Source organism: Actinophytocola sp. (assembly GCF_036555685.1).
In the GTDB taxonomy this organism is placed as follows: domain Bacteria; phylum Actinomycetota; class Actinomycetes; order Mycobacteriales; family Pseudonocardiaceae; genus Actinophytocola.
The window spans coordinates 21,019-37,469 of the sequence record NZ_DATBKY010000081.1 but is presented as its reverse complement, the minus strand read 5'-3'; the positions used below and the strand labels follow the sequence as shown (position 1 = coordinate 37,469).

The window sequence follows — 16,451 nt, the reverse complement described above, 5'->3', positions numbered from 1 at the left end:
CGCGGAGTCACTGCCGAAGTCGCCCGCGACCCGCGAGACGTCGCCACCGGAGAAGATCGGCTCGAGCGCGGCGGACGACGCGGCCCAGGCAGCCGAAGCCGCCGCGGAGGCCGTCGCGGACGCCGCCGACGCCGAAAGCCCGGCAATAAACGCACACCGTCCCGACAACGCCTGAGCCTCCCGCGAACTCCGCGCTCGTCAGCTCTTTTGTGGCGTCCCGGCTAGTGCTCTAATTCGGCTCATGTCCGAAGAGAACGCCAGCTTGGATGTCGAGCGGTTCGGTTATCGGCAGGAGCTCAAGCGCTCCCTCACGTTCTGGGACCTGTTGATCTACGGTCTCATCTTCATGGTCCCGATCGCACCGTTCGGGATCTTCGGCAGCGTCTTCAACGCCGCCGGCGGCATGGTCGCGCTCGCCTACGCGGTCGGTGCGGTGGGCATGTTGTTCACCGCGCTCTCGTATGCCCAGATGTCCAAGGCGTTCCCGCTCGCAGGCTCGGTCTACGCGTACGCGGGACGCGGGATCGCGCCGCCGTTCGGGTTCATCGCCGGGTGGCAGATCCTGCTGGACTACATCCTCGTCCCCGCGTTGCTGTACATCATCTCCGGCATCGCGATGAACGCCTTCGTGCCCGGGATTCCCGTCGTGGTCTGGGTGATCGGGTTCATCGTCCTCAACACGGTCGTCAACTACTTCGGCATCGAGCTGACGGCGCGAACCAACCGGGTGATGCTCGTCCTCGAGCTCATCGTGCTGGCGATCTTCCTCGTGGTCGGCATCGTCGCGCTCGTGAGCGGCAAGGCCACCGGGGACGGTCTCTCGCCGGTCTACGACTCCGACACGTTCTCCCTCAGCCTGGTCTTCGGCGCGGTCTCCCTGGCGGCGCTGAGCTTCCTCGGCTTCGACGCGATCTCCACGCTCTCGGAGGAGAACCGCGAGGCGGGCAACCAGGTGGCGCGCGCGACCGTGGCGTCCCTCCTCGTCGTCGCCGTGCTGTTCATCGTGCAGACATGGGTCGCCGCGCTCCTCGTGCCCGACCGGCAGAAGCTGCTGACCGAGGGCGACACGTCCGGCACCGCCTTCTACGACGCTGCCCAGCACGCCGGCGGGCACTGGCTGTACGTGCTGACCGCCGTCATGACCGCGATCGCCTGGGGGTTCGCGGACGCCCTCGTCGCCCAGGCGGCGACGTCCCGGCTGCTGTTCTCGATGGCCCGCGACCGTCAGCTACCCCGCTTCCTCGCGAAGGTGGACCCCAGCCACCAGGTTCCCGCGCGGGCGACCTTCCTCGTCGCGCTGATCTCGGTCGCGGTCGGCGCCGGCCTGACGTTGCGGGAGGACAACGGTGTCTCGCTGCTCACGACGCTGGTGAACTTCGGTGCGCTGACGGCGTTCCTGCTGCTGCACCTGTCGGTGATCGTGCACTACCTCATCCGCCGGCGGAGCCGGAACTACCTGCGGCACCTGGTGTTTCCCTTGTGCGGCATCGTCATTCTCGGCTACGTCGTGATCGAGGCGAAGGTCGCCGCGCAGACGGTCGGGCTGATATGGCTCGGCATCGGACTCGTCGTCATGGCGGCACTGATGTTGAGCGGCCGCACGCCGGCGCTGTCCCAACCGACGAGGGAGAACGTGTGAAGGTCATCGAGTACCGTCCCGCCCCCGACGAGTTCGCCTGGACCTTCGGCGGCGTGTCCCCCGTCCGCTCGGTCCAGCCGGGCGAGGCACTCGCGCTGTGGACCGAGGACTGCTACGCCGGCAAGGTCCGCACCGAGCAGGATCTGGTGTCCCAGGTGTGCGAGTTTCCCTTCCTCAACCCGCAAACCGGACCGTTCTATGTGGACGGTGCCGAGCCGGGCGACACGCTCGCGCTGCACTTCGTGTCGATCGAGCCCGCCACCGACGTCGGGGCGGCGACGACCGTGCCGTTCTTCGGCACGCTCACGTCCGACGCCCAGACGGCCACGCTGCAGGACGCCTTGCCGGAACTGGTGTGGCTGTACGAGCTCGACAACGCGAAGCGCACGGTCACCTACCGCGCGAAGAGCGCGGAGCTGACCCTCGAGCTCCCGATGGATCCCATGCACGGCACGGTCGGCGTGGCCCCGGCCGCCCTCGAGGCTCGCTCCTCGCTGGTCCCCGACTCCCACGGCGGCAACCTCGACACCCCGGAGATGCGTGCCGGGGTGACCGCCTACTTCGGCGTCAACGTCGAGGGCGCGCTGTTCTCCCTCGGCGACGGGCACGCGCGCCAGGGCGAGGGCGAGGCGTGCGGGACCGGCGTCGAGGTCGCCATGAACACGGTGGTCATCGTCGACCTCGTGAAGGGGACGCCGACCCCGTGGCCACGGCTGGAGTCCGACGCGCACCTGATGTCCATCGGCGCGGCACGCCCGCTGGAGAACGCGTACCGGGTGGCCCAGGTGGACATGACGGCATGGCTGTCCGAGCTGTGCAAGGTCGACCGCATGGACGCCTACCAGATCGTCGCCCAGGCCGCGCTAACCCCGGTCGCGCAGGTGTGCAACCCGATCTACACCGTCACCAGCAAGATCCCCAAGGCACTCCTGCCCGCCGCCCCCGCGTACGGCGGGATCCACGCGGAGCTGCGCGCGCAGGCGGCCCGGCTGCGCTGAAGGCTACGCGGAGCGACGACGCCACTCCCCACGCCGTGCCTGCTTTGTCCGGCCGGGCTCGGAGTGATATCACCTTGCAGGCCACCGTGCGGGCTTCGCGCCGTGGTTTCGGTGATCGGAAGGTGATCGCACATGCCACAGAGGCGGAGGGTGCTGGCCGCGGGGATGGCCGGCCTGTTCGGAGCGCTTTCCCTGCCGGGCCGCACCGCGGAGGCATCCGTACCGCACGGGAGGCTCGACCAGCTCAGGCTGGTCAACCTGTCGCACGTCAACGACCCGGCCACGACCAACGTCTTCCCCGGCGACCCGGCATTCGAGCTGGAAACCATCGCCACGATCCCCGAGGACGGCTACTACCTGCAGTTCGTCCGCGAGGGCGAACACACCGGCACGCACTGGGGCGCGCCCGGCCACTTCAACGAGGGCGCGTTACTCGCCGACCAGATGGACCCCGCCGATCTGTTCCTGCCCGCGGTGAAGATCGACGTCCGGCACAAGGCGGCCGGCAACGCCGACTACGCCGTCACGATCGCGGACATCAAGGCGTGGGAGCGCCGGCACGGCCGGATTCCGGACGAGTCGATGGTCGTGCTGTGGACCGGTTGGGAGTCCCGCTGGGGCACCCCGGCGTTTCCGAATGTCGACGAGGACGGCGTGCTGCACCAGCCCGGCTTCTCGATCCCGGCCGTGGAGTGGCTGATCGACACCGGCCGGCTCGGGCGCCGCGGCGGCACCGGCACCGACACGTTCAGCCCGGACGTCGGCATCGACGAGACGTACACCGTGTCGAAGCTGGTCTACCAGCGGCACCGGATCAGCCTGGAGATCCTGGCCAACCTGGCCAAGCTGCCCGCCAAGGGCGCCTACGTGCTCGCCGGCGGGCCGATCAACAAGAACGGAGCCGGCTCGACGGCGACGATCTTCGGTCTGCTCCCACCGGGCGTGCACTAGCTCGTCACGGCGAGCTGCAGCGCGGACAGCGGCCCGGGGCGGCCGAACCGGTAGCCCTGGGCCAGGCCGCAGCCTGCCCGCGCGAGCAACGTGGCCTGCTCGGCGGTCTCGATGCCTTCGGCCACGACCACGAAGCCGAGCTCGGCACCCAGGCCGACCAGTGAGCGGCACAGCGCGACGTCCCGCTCCGGGTGCACGCCGGTGGTCAGCGCCCGGTCCAGCTTGATGAGGTCGACCGGCAGCGCGTGCAGCCACGTCAGCGAGCTGTAGCCGGCGCCGAAGTCGTCGAGCGCGACCCGGACGCCGGACGCCTGCAGCCGCCGGATCGCGTCGGCCCCGGCAGTGAGGTCGAGCACCGGCACGGTCTCGGTGATCTCGATGACGAGCCGGTCGGCGGGCAGGTGGTAGCGGGCGAGCGCCGCGGCGATGCTCTGCTCCAGCGTCGCGGCGCCCAGCCGGGTGGCGCAGACGTTGACGTGCACGGTCAGGTCCAGCCCGGCGGCGGCGAGCTCGCGGCACGCCACGTCCAGTGCCAGCGCGTCCATCTCGGCCCCGAGCCCGGCTCCCTCGGCCGCACTGACGAACGTGTGCGGCGGGATCTGCGTGCCGTCCGGCGCGGTCCACCGCGCCAGCGCCTCCACCGCGACCGGCACGTCGTCGCCGAGCCGCACGATCGGCTGGAACTCCATGGTGAAGCCGTCCGGCACACCACCCTGGGCCCGCCGCAGCGCCGCGGTGAAGTCCGGCGGGCCGTTCAGCGACGGCCGGTACACCACGGTGGTGTCCTTGCCCAGCCGCTTGCCCTCGTACATCGACGTGTCCGCGCGGCCGAGCAGGATGTCCGACGTCACGAGCGGTTCGGCCGGGTCGAGCACGACCAGGCCCATGCTGGCGCGGACGGCGACCTGGGTGCCGTGCACCGCGAACGGCCGGCGCAGCGCGCTCCGGATCCGGTCCGCGACCGCCTGCGGCGCGTCGACCTCGCCTTCCAGCAGGACCGCGAACTCGTCGCCGCCGAGCCGGGCCACGGTGTCCGACGACCGCACGCAGCCGAGCAGCCGCTGCCCCACGGCGTGCAGGACGACATCCCCGCCCGCGTGGCCGAACTGGTCGTTGACCTCCTTGAAGTCGTCGAGATCGACGAAGATGAGCACGAGCGAGCCGCCCGTGCCGGCACCCATGGACAACGCGCGGTCGAGCCGGTCGGCGAACAGCGTCCGGTTGGCGAGATTGGTCAGCGGATCGTGGTACGCCTGGTGCGCCAGCTGCTGCTGGCCTTCGTACACCCGGCGCAGCAGCAACCGGTTGTCCAGAAGCGACAGCAGCTGCCGGGCCAGCACGAGGAAGATGACGAAGACGCCGACGGAGACCTCGACCGCGTCCGGCCCCTCGCCGTACAGCAGCTGGATGCTGATCAACATGGCCACGGCGGCGACCGGCACGTAGGGCAGGACCAGCCGCCACCAGTCCACCGGGACGGTCTGGTTCTCGCCGGGGCGCCGGCTCGGCGTGGCCAGCAACGCGTAGGCGATGAGCAGCGGTCCGAGGACGAACCCCGCGTCGGCCCAGGGCTTCATGCTCTCCGCGCCGATGCTGACCAGGTACGCGAAGATGCTGTCCGAGCAGGCGAGCGCCACGATCCCGGCGGCGAGCAGGAGCAGGTTGGCCCGGTACGGCCGGTCCACCCGGTCGAACACCACCAGCAGCACCGCGACGACGACCAGGAGCAGGTCCGAGAGTGGATAGGCGATGGCCACCGCCCAGGCGAGCGCGTCCGGCCCGGTCGCCTGCACCACCGCGCCGAGCGCGGCCGTCCACGTCAGGATGAACAGCGAACCGATCACGACGAGGCCGTCGAGCACCACGGCGGCGCCGAAGTGCGCGTTCCACCGGCCGGGCAACAAGCGCTGGGCGTCCGGCCGCTCTCGCGCGCGGGCCAGCACGAACAGGCCGGCGAGCGCGAAGCCCGGCAGCGTCAGGTAGCCCACGTCGGCCAGGGACGGCGACGGCAGGCCCTCGCCACCGAAGAGCTGGTACCACGACCAGACGAGCTGCCCGGCGGACCAGCCGAGCATGCCCAGCGCGAACAGCATCCGCCACCAGCGCTGCGCGCCGCGCATCCGGCGGCCGACGAGCCAGCCGCACACGACCGCGGTCAGCCCGGCGCTCAGCTGCAGTGCGTTGTCCACCCACTGTGCGAACTGGTCGCCCCAGAGCGCGAGGCCGTTCACGACGATCACGGCCGCCAGGACCACGATCAGCAAGACAGCCAGCTGGTAGCGCCGGAACTTCATGGCTCCTCGCATGTTGTTCGCCCAGGTCAACGCGCATCACGGTCACCGCGTCGACCCGCGCGAGGCACATTACCCTAATCGGACACTTCGCGAACCTGGTCGCCGTGCGTCCATTCGGTCGATGTTTTCGGGGTCGAAATTGGACGCGCGGCCGCGATTCACGCGCGGGCCGGAAGTTTCCGGTCCTGGCCACGTTGACGTGGGCTTCCGCGGCCGCTCACAATTTCTCACACGGTGACACCTCGCCTACTTTCCGTGCGCGTCGCCCCCTGCTTGCTCACCCGTATCGGAGCTCCAGTGAACGTCCAGAAGAGACGGACGGCGGAGGACGCCGTCAACCACGCGTGGCTCGAGAAGTTCGTCGACGAGATGCTCGCCGAGCCGCCGGCCCCGCCCACGCCGCCAACCGTCCAATGCACTGTGGACGAGAACCGACCGAACCGCCGGCGACGCCGGGACCAGCAACGAAAGCCGAAGGTTCCGCGCGACGGATACGGTCGCCCGCTGCGTGAGTCCGTCCCGCGGAACGACATCCCGCGAACCGGCCATCCGCTGGGCCTCACCGGCAAGGTGGTGCTCGGCGCCACCCTCACGAGCGTCGGGCTGGGCCTCACGTCCGGGCTCGCCGCCGCCGAGCCCTTGCCGGGCAACGACACCGCACCGTCTACTTCGAACTCCCGCCCGGCCGACGTGCGGGCGATGACCGTCCAGCAGCTCGGCCAGGAGCTGGGCCGGGTCAGCGGCAGCGACTACGCGCGCACGCAGGAAGTCGTCACCGAGATGAAGGTGCGCGGCGTGCAGTTCCTCGAGGCGTCGCCCCCTACCGACACCGCGCCGGCGCTGCCGGTCGCCTCGCCACAGTCGAGCGCACCCGTCGCTCCGTCGCCCGGCGTCGCCAGGCCGACGGTGAAGGTGGTCGTCGTCGGCGACTCGTTCACCAGCGGCGAGGGCGCGAGCTCGTCGACGTTCCGCCGGGTCCCCGTTCCGGTGACGACCGAGGACGGCATCACCTACCAGGTCGAGCAGATCCACCCGGCGCACCAGTCGTCGACGGCGCCGACGCTGCAGGCGCTCAACCAGATCCAGGCGGCCAACCCGGGCGCGGACCTCAAGGTGACCTTCGTGCCGGTCTCGGGAGCCACCAGGGACAGCCTGTACCAGACGACGAACCCGGGAACGCCGTTCGAGCAGGCGCCGCAGATCAACGCGGTGAAGGGCGCGGACGTCGTGATCGTCGGCATCGGCGGCAACGACGCGCGGTTCAGCGACTGGGTCAAGACGGCGCTGTTCAACAGCGACACGTCGTCGGCGCAGCAGTTCCCGCAGTTCATGCAGACGTTCAACGACGGCACCTACCTGGCCAACCAGACGAAGCTGCTGAACGACGTCGCCAACCTGGCCTCGCCCAACGCGACGGTCGTGTCGCTCGGCTATCCGAAGGCGCTGCCGTCCACCGTGCCCGGCACCCCCACGTGGTGGTCCCCGTTCAGCTGGTCGACGATCAGCCAGGGCGAGGCCGACCGGTCGAACCAGCTGGCCACCGTCCTGAACACGAACAACCAGGCCGCATCGTCGATCGCGGCGCAGCAGCACCCGGGTCAGCAGTGGCTGTACGCGGACGTGTCGACCGCGTTGCAGGGCCGTGAGCTGCTGACCCGCCAGGAGGGGCTGAACGGTCTGACCCCGTCGAACATCCAGGGCTCGTACCACCCGAACGACCTGGGGCAGCAGCTGCTCGGGAGCGTGTTGCAGCCGTACGTCGAGCAGGCGGTGAACAGCCAGCTGGCCAGGATGGGCGTGCAGGGCGCGGAGAACGTCCCGCCGGTCACCCCGACGTTCGCGCAGCAGTGGAACCTGCGGGTGGACGTCCCCCTGCAGATGCAGAACCAGCAGCCGCCGGCCCAGCCGGCTGCGGCGACCGATCCGAACGCAAGCCCGAACACCGACACGAACACCGACACGACCGCCGACACCGACCGCGACGGCATCCCGGACAGCCAGGACCGAACCTGGAACGAGAACAACACCGATCCCGCGAGCACCGATGTGGGCGACGGCCCCGAGGGGAACCCCGGCTACGCGAACACGAACGGAACCCAGCCCGACTCCGGCACCAACGGCTCGGGCAGCTTCAGCGGCACCCTCGACCCGGACTCCCCCGCCACTAGCGGGAGCTCGGACACCGGCACGGGAATCTCGGCCCCCGCCGAGAGCAACCCGGACACGGGCGCGGCCGTCACCGACCCCGGCGCCGGCAACGCGGATCCGGGCGCGGGCAGCTCAGACGGCGGTTACGGCAACACGAACTCTGGCCCGGTGGGCGCCGACAGCGGCTCCGGCAGCTCGGACACCGGCTCGGTGGCGGCCGACAGCGGCGCTGGCGGCACGGACGCCACCGGTTTCCCGGACACCGGCGCAGGCACCTCGGACAGCGGCTCCGGCCAGGTGGACAGCGGCTCGGGTTTCTCGGACAGCGGTTTCGGTGACTCGGGTCTCGGGACCGGTGCCACGAACACGGGCATCGGCTACTCCGACTCCGGGTTCGGTGACAACGGAGTCGCCGCCTCGGCCTCCGGCTTTGGCGGCTCCAGCGGTCTCGACTCCGGTGGCTCGGGTGGTCTCGGCAGCTCGGGCGGCTTGGACGCCGATAGCTCCGGCGGCCCCGGCAGCTCGGGTGGGTTGGACGCCGGCGGCTCGAGTTCCGGCGGTGGCTACTCGGACTCCGGCTTCGGCAGCTCCACCGGGTTCGGTGGCTCCAGCGGCTTGGACTCCGGTGGTTCGGGCGGCTTCGGCGGTGGCGGTTCGGATTCGGGCCTCGGCAGTTCCGGTGGCCTCGACTCCGGCGGCTCCGGTGGGTTCGATTCGGGCGGCGGGTTCGACTCCGGTGGCGGGTTCGATTCGGGCGGCGGGTTCGGCGGGGACGGCGGCTTCTGAGCCGGACCGGCGCCACGGGCGCACCTGGCACGGGCGCACCTGGCAGGGGCGACCGCGCTCGTGTCAGGTGCGCTTCAGCACCACCAGCTCGCCAGCGCTGTGGATCAGCGGCTCGCCGTAGCGGCCGCACACCGCGTAACCACGCCGGCCGAACTGCTCGACGATCAGCCCCGACGTGACCGGCTCCAGCACCCCGCCCTCCTCCCCCGCGATGGCGCGGCGCTTGCCCGCGCGCGAGTTCAGCGAGACCACATACTTCACGCCGAGCTCGGCCACCATGCCGACGTAGTGGTCGACCACGTGCGGCTCCATCTCCTGGAAGGAGAACGAGTTCACGAACACGTCGAACGGGCCGCGCACCTGCGGCAGCCGCCAGTTCGGCAGGCACGCCGAGTCGGACGGCGGATCGTCCGGAGTCGACACTCGCTCGCCGAACAAGGTGGTCAGGTAGTACGACGCGACGGTCAGCAGCGGCGGGATGTCCAGGTCGACATAGCGAGCCGTCTCGTCACGCCGCAGCACGATCTCGCCGAGCACGCCGAAGCCGCCGCCGATCTCCAGGAAGTGCCGGGGCGGCGCGTCGACGTGCCGGGACAGCGCGGCCAGGCACAGCAGGTAGTTCAGGTACGGCTTGCCCCACCGCACAGTGTCCACTTCGGTCAGCGCGTAGTGCCGGACGGGCCGGCCCACCGCGCTTTCGCCGAAGGCCTCCAGATCGAACGGCCACCGTGACCGGTCCCACGCCAGCCGCGCCGCGTCGAAGTCCCGCATCGCCTCGTGGAAGCCGTTGAGCGCGCGCAGCCACGACAGCTTGTCCAACCCCGGGTTGGCCTTGGCGGCCCGCTTGAAGGTCTTGTCGACGGTGCCGTTGGCCAGCGCCCGGCGGTAGCTCGGGTAGAACCAGTAGCCGGCCGTCGGCCAGCGCTTGAACTCCTCCAGGCCGCGGGTGTCGAGATCGGCGAGGATGTCCCGCAAGCCAGGGGTCCAGAAGTTCGTCGGGCGGTAGATCGGGTCGCAGTCGCGGACGTCCTCGAGGAGGCGCCTGGTCATGCCGGCCCAGTCGGTCACGGCGCGACCCTAGCGCGTCGGGCTTACGCGGAGACCGGTTTGGACACGGCGTCCGGCGACGGTTCCTCCGGGACCGGCGCCACCGGCGGTGCCTCGCGCCGGCCGGCATCCGTGCTCGCCAGGTACTCCTTCATCGTGCGCTCCGGCCCGTAGCGGCGGCGCAGCCACAGGTAGCCGAGGATGGCCGCCGGGCCGAACCAGGTCTGCGCCGGGATGATCACGTCCAGGCGGGCGTCGATGTAGTTGATCAGCAGGCCGGACAGCGTCGGCATCGCGGCGCCGAACACCAGGATGAGGGTCAGCGCGAGCCGCAGCGCCGGCTTGCCGTACGCCTTCACCGCGGCGATCGTGAACGCCGCGTAGACCAGCAGGTCGCCGAGGCCGACGATGGCCTCGTTGAAGCTGATCCGCATGCCCATCGCCGGGAACAGCGGGTAGCCGACGAAGTCGCGCACGAGCAGGTTCGTTATCGGGAAGCCGAGCGTGAAGATCGAGTCGTAGATAGCCAGCCCGGCCGCGAACCACGCCACGTGCCGCAGCTGCATGCCGCCCTGCACGTACAGGTTCGCCACCGAGATCGCCGCGAGCATCACGATGAGGCTGTTCTCGGTCCAGAACACCTGCCAGCCGAACACCGTGCCGAGCGCGTGCTGGCCTAGCCACAGGTCGGCGCCGATGAGCAGGCCGATGCCCAGCCAAAGCTTCGGCGGGCTGAGCAGCGGCTGGAAGCCGATCGACAGCGCCGCCATGTAGGTGACCACGAGCAGGCTCTCCAGCGCCCAGCGCGGCACCAGCAGGTAGAACGCCGGCAGGATCACCAGCAGCGTGAACAGGATGACGACGTCCCGGCCGTTGAACCGGCCGATCGCCGGGCGGTCCATCCGCACCCGCCGGAAGTACATCAGCGCGCCGAGGCTGGCAGCCGCGGCCCCGATGAGCGCGACGGCCAGCTGGAAGGTGGACAGGACCCACTGTGGACTGTTCATGTCACGCTCCGAGGAGAGCCTGGCGGCCGGCGAATGTCGTCTCGTGCAGGTCGCAGCGCAGCGTGCGCAGCGAGGTCGCCTCGTCGTCGCTCACGTAGGCGAGGTCGACGTCGAGACCGTGGTCGGCGAAGTGGCGGACCGCCTCGGCCTCGCCGAGGCCGGCGGTCGCCGAGAACGGCAACGTGAGCCTTAGCCGTCCATCGTGGACGGTCGCGCGGAAGCGAGCCGGCCAGGGCCGGGTCGGGAGCGCCTCGACGGCCTCGACGAGCCGCCGCGGCGTCACGACGTCGTCGGGGCCGAGCCGCACCAGCTGGTCGGCCTTGCCGACGACCGGGCCCACGGCGGGAATCGCGGCCAGCTCGCAGGAGAGCGCATCCGAGTCCAGGCACCGGACCACGTCGCGGGTGTCGTACCGGAAGACCGGCATGCAGTCGCGGTACGGGAAGAACGGCGTGATCACGACCGTGGCGAGCGCGCCCGGCGCGGCCGGCTCGCCGGTCTGGAGGTCCAGGTACTCGACGAGCCCCATGTTGATGTCGAAGTGCAGGTGGCCCTGCCGGCATGTCCGCCCGGTGACCGGCGCGACCTCGGTCATCGCGAACAGGTCCCTGATGTCCGGGACGCCGAACGTCTCGCGGGTGGCCCGGGCCAGGCTGGGCGACAGCACCTCGCCGCCGACGTCGATGGTGCGCAGCCGGAAGTCGCCCGGGCCCATGCCACGCTGCCGCGCCGCCGACTCGAGCTCGGCCAGGTAGCTCGGCGTGGTCGCCAGGAGCGTCGCTCCCCCGAGGCTCTCGAGCGCCTCGTCCGGGGGCACGATGCCGAGCAGGCGGCAGCCGGCGCCGACGAGGCGGCACACCGCGACGTCGAGCTGCACGCTGGCCGTGGCGCGCGAGCTGACGTTGACCTGCATGACGTCGTCCGGACCGATCTCGCCACGAAGCACGCCGGCCAGCGCGCCCAGCGCCGGCCAGAGGTCCATCTCGTAGCGCGACAGCCAGATCTCCGCCGGGCGGCCGGTCGTGCCCGTGGTCCGGGTCGTCAGGTACGGGGCGACGTCCGCACACCGGAAGTCGTCCGGGCGCTCGACCAGGTCGCGCTTCACCGTCACCGGGATCGCGGCGAGCCCGGCGACGTCGAGGCGGTCCGGCCGCACGCCGGCGGCGGCGAACCGGCGCTCGTAGAACGGCGTCCGCGCGGCGAGCCGGACGGCGGTACGCCGCAGGCCACGGTTGGTGAAGTCCAGCCGGGCCGCCGGGTCGTCGAGCGGTCCGTCGATCAGCTCGCCGGCATCCGCACCCGGCTCGCCGAACTCCTCGAGCGTGGCGAGCGCGTCGCGGACGAGCCGGACGACGTTGTCCGGATCGAGCCGACGACCCCAGATCATGCCCATCGCCAACCGCAGTTGCCGGACACCGGTCTCGAACACTGCCTCTCCCTACTCCCGCTGCCGTGGGCCGCGAACCGGGCGCCGCCCTTGCCTGGACGTCGTCCGGCCCGCGGCAGGACCCGCGCGCGGCGCGGCCGCCCGCGGCGATCGTCGAGCTACAGAGCCGCGCCGGCGCCGGCTGCGAACAGCACCGCGGTCAGCGAACCCAGTGCGTAGCGAGCGTGCTTGATGCTGCGAACGAAGGACACCATCGACGTACCTCCCTTCCGGATACTCGTGCCAACCGAACCGGCGTGGCCGGCGACAGCCGCGCCGCGCCACCCGCCCGTCGCGGGCGGCCGCCTCATGGGACGACGGTGACCTTGACCGTCATGAGCGGGTGCATCGAGCACGTGATGTAGTACGTGCCGAGCGTGTTCCACCGCCCCGTCGTGTAGTGGTCGTCGATCTCCGTCAGGGCACGCTCGTGCATCGGGAGCCCGTCCTTCTCGACGAGCAGGCCGCCGCGGCCCGGCCCGATGATGTGCATCCAGCGCGAGTTGTTCGCGAACGTCAGCGTGTCCCCGCGGTGCACGGTGATCTTGTCGATCGTGAAGACCTCGTGGTCCATGCCGACGACATCGCTGGGCGGCGTCGCCGGGGCCGCGCCCACCGCGGGGAGGAACGCGCCGGCCGCGAGTAATGGAATAGCAAAGAGAATCCTAGGAATTGCCATGGTCAATCTCCCGGGAAGCCGCGGGGAATTCCCAACAAACTGTTGGTCTGTCCCGTTTGATCGGTCAAATGTCCGCGGCGGCAAATGGACCTGTCGCCGCAGGACAATCGGCTCCCGGAGTATCCCGCCGAATGGGGTAATCGACTTCCGTCGTCGCCGACGGTCACCTGCCGCGCCTCGGAAAAGCCCACCTTGACCTCCGCTCCAGCGGCGCTATCGTAATCCTGAGCTGGGAAACGTCGATACATCCATTCGGAGTCTTTGCGGCGAGAGACGGCCAATGTCGCGGCCGGAGAGGAGTGTGCCCGAAAACGCACCGTCGACACTGAAAGAATTTGCCGGATCTGCCTTTAATCCACACCGGACAGATCCGGTGTAAGCGCGCATCGCCGGCCCGAGAGCGCGCCTGCGATGGTATTTCTGTTGCCGAAGTCAGCTCGGATGAGCGAGCGGGATCAGGCCGGCGGCGCGAGCAAGGCGGCGGAATTGTGGCCGCCCATGCCGAGTGACGAATTCGCGGTGATCCGCCGGTGATCGGCTCGTGCGTGATCCCGCCGCCGCGGTACGTACGCTCGCCGCGCTGCGTGAGCTCGGCGTCCGCCTGGCCATCGACGACTTCGGCACCGGGTACTCCTCGCTCGCCCAGTTGCTGACGCTGCCGCCCGACACGCTCAAGATCGACCGGACGTTCATCGCCGGGCCCGGCCGCGCCAAGGACGCCGAGGCGATCGTCACGAGCATCATCGCGACGGCACACGCCGTGGACCGCACGGTCGCCGCACACGATCTCAAGCCGGCCGCCGGGCCCGCGGACGACCGGTGAGCGGGCGTCAGCCGGCCGCCAGCACCGCGATGGCGTCGATGGAGATGAGCAGGTTGCGGGGCAGGGCCGCGTTGGCCGGCGCCGAGCGGGCCGGTGGCGGGTCGGGCATGAACCGCGCGTAGATCGCGTTGACGGCCGCGAAGTCGGCCACGTTCGCGTAGAAGATGGTGGTCTTGACCAGCGTCGCCAGGGACGCACCGGCGGCGGTGAGCACCGCGTCGAGGTTCCGTAGCGCCAACTCGGTCTGCTCCTCGATGCCGTCGGGCGCGACCCCGGTCGTGGGGTCGATGCCCGCCGTGCCGGAGCAGAACACGAACCCGTTGGCGACGATCGCCTGGCTGTACGGTCCGATCGCCTCCGGTGCGTCCCCGGTCGAGACTGCCTTCCGAGTCATGCCGCGCCCTTCTCCTGACGCATCCGCCGCGACCGCCGGGCGGTTGCCGCGGACGGACGGTTAGAGGACCTTGTTGCCGTACATCTCCCCCAGCGGGTCGGCGAGCAGCTCCAGGCGGGCGCCGTCGGGGTCGCGGAAGTAGATGGACGTCTTGCTCTCCAGCAGGTACTCGACCCCGGCGGCGTCGAGCTTGCCGCGCAGGTGCTCCCAGCGTTCCGGCTCGACCGAGATGCACAGGTGGTGCAGGCCGCCGAGGACCTCGGCGTACGGGCCGAGGTCGAGGCCGGGCATGTCGAAGAACGCCAGCAGGTTCCCGGCACCGATGTCGAAGAAGAAGTGGTTCGAGCCGGCGTAGTCCCGGTTCTCGAAGATCTCGGTCAGCGGGAACTCGAGGAGGCCCTGGTAGAACTCTATGGTCTGCCTGACGTCCGAGGACAGGAGCGCGACGTGGTGCACGCCCCGCGCGCTGGTCGGCGGCCGCTCGCCGGCGTCCTTCAGGTAGGTCTCCCTGATCTCCTCGCGGGCCTTGTTGATGGCGTCGATGTCGATGGTCATGTTCGCCCCTTTGCCTCAGATCCGGAAGAAGCCGCCGAGGAAGCGGCTGGCGAGCGCCACGTCTCCCCGCGCCGTTCCGGCGTTCATCCGACCATAGGCCGTCAGCACGAGGCTGGCCGGATCGAACTCGAGGACAGCGGGCAGGCCGTCGACGGAACCAGGCTCGGCCGCCACGCCGTCGGGACCGATGGTCAGCCGGTGCTCGCCCGCGTTGGCTCCGGACGTGACGCGGATGCCGATCTGCGCCGGCTCGCGGTAGGCGCCCGCCCTGGCGGTGGCCGACCAGAGCACGAAGTTGAGCGGGACGAGCAGGTCCGCCGCCTCCGCGGACAGCGCGTGCGGCCGGCCGATGCCCTGGCGGATGTCCCAGCTGTGCACGGCGTAGTCGACGAGCTGGAAGATCGGGTAGAAGAACGCCGGCAGCGGGCCCATGTAGGTGTGCGGCACCTGCAGAGCCGTCCACTCCTCGTCGGTGAGCTCGTCGAAGATTTTGTTGATCTTCTCCCGGTCATTGCGCAGCCGGGCGAGAAGCTCGGTCCGGTCGACGTCCCGGAACCGGCGCGCGCCCTTGTCGACGTTGGGCGCCATGTCCACCAGCGGGATGCTCCGGTTCGGCTCCCCGCGCCCGCGGGCGGCGTCGAACCCGACGAAATAGCTCTCCGTGGTGTCGACCAGGTGTCCTACGACGTCGCGGGCCTGCCAGCCGCCGGCCGCCGTGGGCGCCTCCCAGACGGCGGGATCTTCGACGAGAGCGAACATGCCGTCGGCTTCGTTCTGGACGGTGCGGCGGAGGTTGTCCCTGCTCTGCGGGCTCATGAAGTTCCAGGCGTCCATCGGCCGACTCCTCTGTCCGTATAGCGGACAAATGTTTGCTATGCGGACACGTTAGGCTCGGTGAATGCCTGGTGTCAACGACCCGGCGGGTGCCTCCGAGCCGGCCGAGCGCGGCGATTTCGTGACCTCGCTGCAGCGCGGGCTCGACGTGCTGCAGACGTTCTCGCGCACGCATCCGGTACTGACGTTGACGCAGGTCGCCGAGCTGACGGAGCTGTCGCGAGGCACCGCGCGGCGGCTGCTGCGCACGCTGGTGGAGCTCGGCTACGTGCGGCAGGACGGCCGGGAGTTCCGGCTCACCGCGCGGGTTCTCAACATCGGGTACGCGTACCTGTCCGCCCTCGACCTGGTCGAGCTGTCCCGTGGCGAGATGGAGTCGCTGGGCCGGGAGACCGGCGAGTCGTGCTCCATCGCGGTGCTCGACAGCACCGACGTGATCTACGTGGCCCGCGCCCCCAGCACCCGGATCATGAGCACCGCCCTCGGGCTCGGCTCCCGCCTGCCCGCGCACGCGACCTCGCTCGGTCACGTGCTCCTGGCCGGCCTGCAGGCACCGGACCTGGACGGCTACCTCGCGGCCGCCGACCTGCAGCCGTTCACCTCCCACACGGTGACCGACGCCGACGCGCTGCGCACCGAGCTCGAGAGCGTGCGGGCCCAGGGCTGGGCACTGATCGACCAGGAGCTCGAGATCGGCGTGCGCTCCATCGCCGCCCCGCTGCGCAACCGCACCGGATGCACGGTCGCGGCGATGAACGTGTCGGCCCCCGCGAGCCGGGTCACGCTGGACGCCATGCGCCGCGAGCTCCTGCCGCCGTTGCTCGCCGCTGCGGAACGCATCAGCGACATGCTCGCCAAGCAGATGTGAAC

The 16,451-nt window shown here is 70.4% G+C and carries 13 protein-coding genes and 1 pseudogene; 6 read left to right on the top strand and 8 right to left on the bottom strand.

The features are described 5' to 3' along the window. Positions 1–241 precede the first annotated feature (241 nt). The 3 genes from VH969_RS08405 (at position 242) to VH969_RS08395 (ending at position 3,588) form a co-directional block, all read left to right on the top strand. Complete coding sequence (locus VH969_RS08405) at positions 242–1,639, top strand: APC family permease (protein WP_331972967.1); 1,398 nt, start codon at positions 242–244, stop codon at positions 1,637–1,639. After that, positions 1,636–2,637 (top strand): acetamidase/formamidase family protein, encoded by a 1,002-nt coding sequence (locus VH969_RS08400; RefSeq protein ID WP_331972965.1) that lies wholly within the window; start codon positions 1,636–1,638, stop codon positions 2,635–2,637. Before VH969_RS08405 ends, VH969_RS08400 begins: the two co-directional genes overlap by 4 nt. Positions 2,638–2,769: 132 nt before the next feature. Then, positions 2,770–3,588, top strand: a complete 819-nt coding sequence (locus VH969_RS08395; RefSeq protein ID WP_331972963.1) for a cyclase family protein — start codon at positions 2,770–2,772, stop codon at positions 3,586–3,588. On the opposite strand, the gene VH969_RS08390 is transcribed toward VH969_RS08395, so the two are convergent. Continuing rightward, positions 3,585–5,882, bottom strand: coding sequence for a putative bifunctional diguanylate cyclase/phosphodiesterase (locus VH969_RS08390; protein ID WP_331972961.1), 2,298 nt, complete (start codon positions 5,880–5,882; stop codon positions 3,585–3,587). The two genes, VH969_RS08395 and VH969_RS08390, sit on opposite strands and share 4 nt — an antisense overlap. A 297-nt stretch (positions 5,883–6,179) precedes the next feature. On the opposite strand from VH969_RS08390, the gene VH969_RS08385 reads away from it, so the two are divergent. Beyond that, a complete protein-coding gene (locus VH969_RS08385; RefSeq protein WP_331972959.1) occupies positions 6,180–8,816 on the top strand; it encodes a hypothetical protein in 2,637 nt (878 codons plus the stop codon). A 63-nt stretch (positions 8,817–8,879) separates the two neighbouring features. Here VH969_RS08385 and VH969_RS08380 read toward each other — a convergent pair whose 3' ends face one another. The 4 genes from VH969_RS08380 to VH969_RS08365 all read right to left on the bottom strand — a co-directional run bounded on the left by VH969_RS08380 (position 8,880) and on the right by VH969_RS08365 (position 12,975). Next, on the bottom strand, positions 8,880–9,884 hold the full coding sequence (locus VH969_RS08380; RefSeq protein ID WP_331972957.1) for a putative sugar O-methyltransferase: 1,005 nt from the start codon (positions 9,882–9,884) through the stop codon (positions 8,880–8,882). 23 nt (positions 9,885–9,907) lie between these two features. Then, on the bottom strand, positions 9,908–10,870 hold the full coding sequence (locus VH969_RS08375) for a hypothetical protein (RefSeq protein ID WP_331972955.1): 963 nt from the start codon (positions 10,868–10,870) through the stop codon (positions 9,908–9,910). Position 10,871: 1 nt separating this feature from the next. Next, positions 10,872–12,299 carry a phenylacetate--CoA ligase family protein gene (locus VH969_RS08370; protein WP_331972953.1) on the bottom strand — a complete coding sequence of 476 codons (1,428 nt, stop codon included), beginning with the start codon at positions 12,297–12,299 and terminating at the stop codon, positions 10,872–10,874. Positions 12,300–12,603: 304 nt separating this feature from the next. After that, positions 12,604–12,975, bottom strand: coding sequence for a cupredoxin domain-containing protein (locus tag VH969_RS08365; protein WP_331972951.1), 372 nt, complete (start codon positions 12,973–12,975; stop codon positions 12,604–12,606). Between the two features lie 538 nt (positions 12,976–13,513). Here VH969_RS08365 and VH969_RS08360 point away from each other — a divergent pair. After that, positions 13,514–13,774, top strand: a pseudogene (locus tag VH969_RS08360) (EAL domain-containing protein); the annotation flags it as partial. A gap of 31 nt (positions 13,775–13,805) precedes the next feature. Here VH969_RS08360 and VH969_RS08355 read toward each other — a convergent pair. From VH969_RS08355 to VH969_RS08345, 3 genes are read right to left on the bottom strand one after another with little or no spacing between them, the layout of a single operon-like run. After that, positions 13,806–14,192: a Rid family detoxifying hydrolase gene (locus VH969_RS08355; RefSeq protein WP_331972949.1), complete on the bottom strand. Its 387-nt coding sequence runs from the start codon at positions 14,190–14,192 to the stop codon at positions 13,806–13,808. Positions 14,193–14,252: 60 nt separating this feature from the next. Beyond that, on the bottom strand, positions 14,253–14,747 hold the full coding sequence (locus tag VH969_RS08350) for a VOC family protein (protein ID WP_331972947.1): 495 nt from the start codon (positions 14,745–14,747) through the stop codon (positions 14,253–14,255). Between the two features lie 15 nt (positions 14,748–14,762). After that, positions 14,763–15,581, bottom strand: coding sequence for a maleylpyruvate isomerase family mycothiol-dependent enzyme (locus VH969_RS08345; RefSeq protein WP_331972945.1), 819 nt, complete (start codon positions 15,579–15,581; stop codon positions 14,763–14,765). A 64-nt stretch (positions 15,582–15,645) separates the two neighbouring features. Between VH969_RS08345 and VH969_RS08340 the strand changes: the two genes are divergently transcribed. Then, entirely contained in the window at positions 15,646–16,449 is an 804-nt protein-coding gene (locus VH969_RS08340) for an IclR family transcriptional regulator domain-containing protein (protein ID WP_331972943.1), read from the top strand. Positions 16,450–16,451 lie beyond the last annotated feature (2 nt).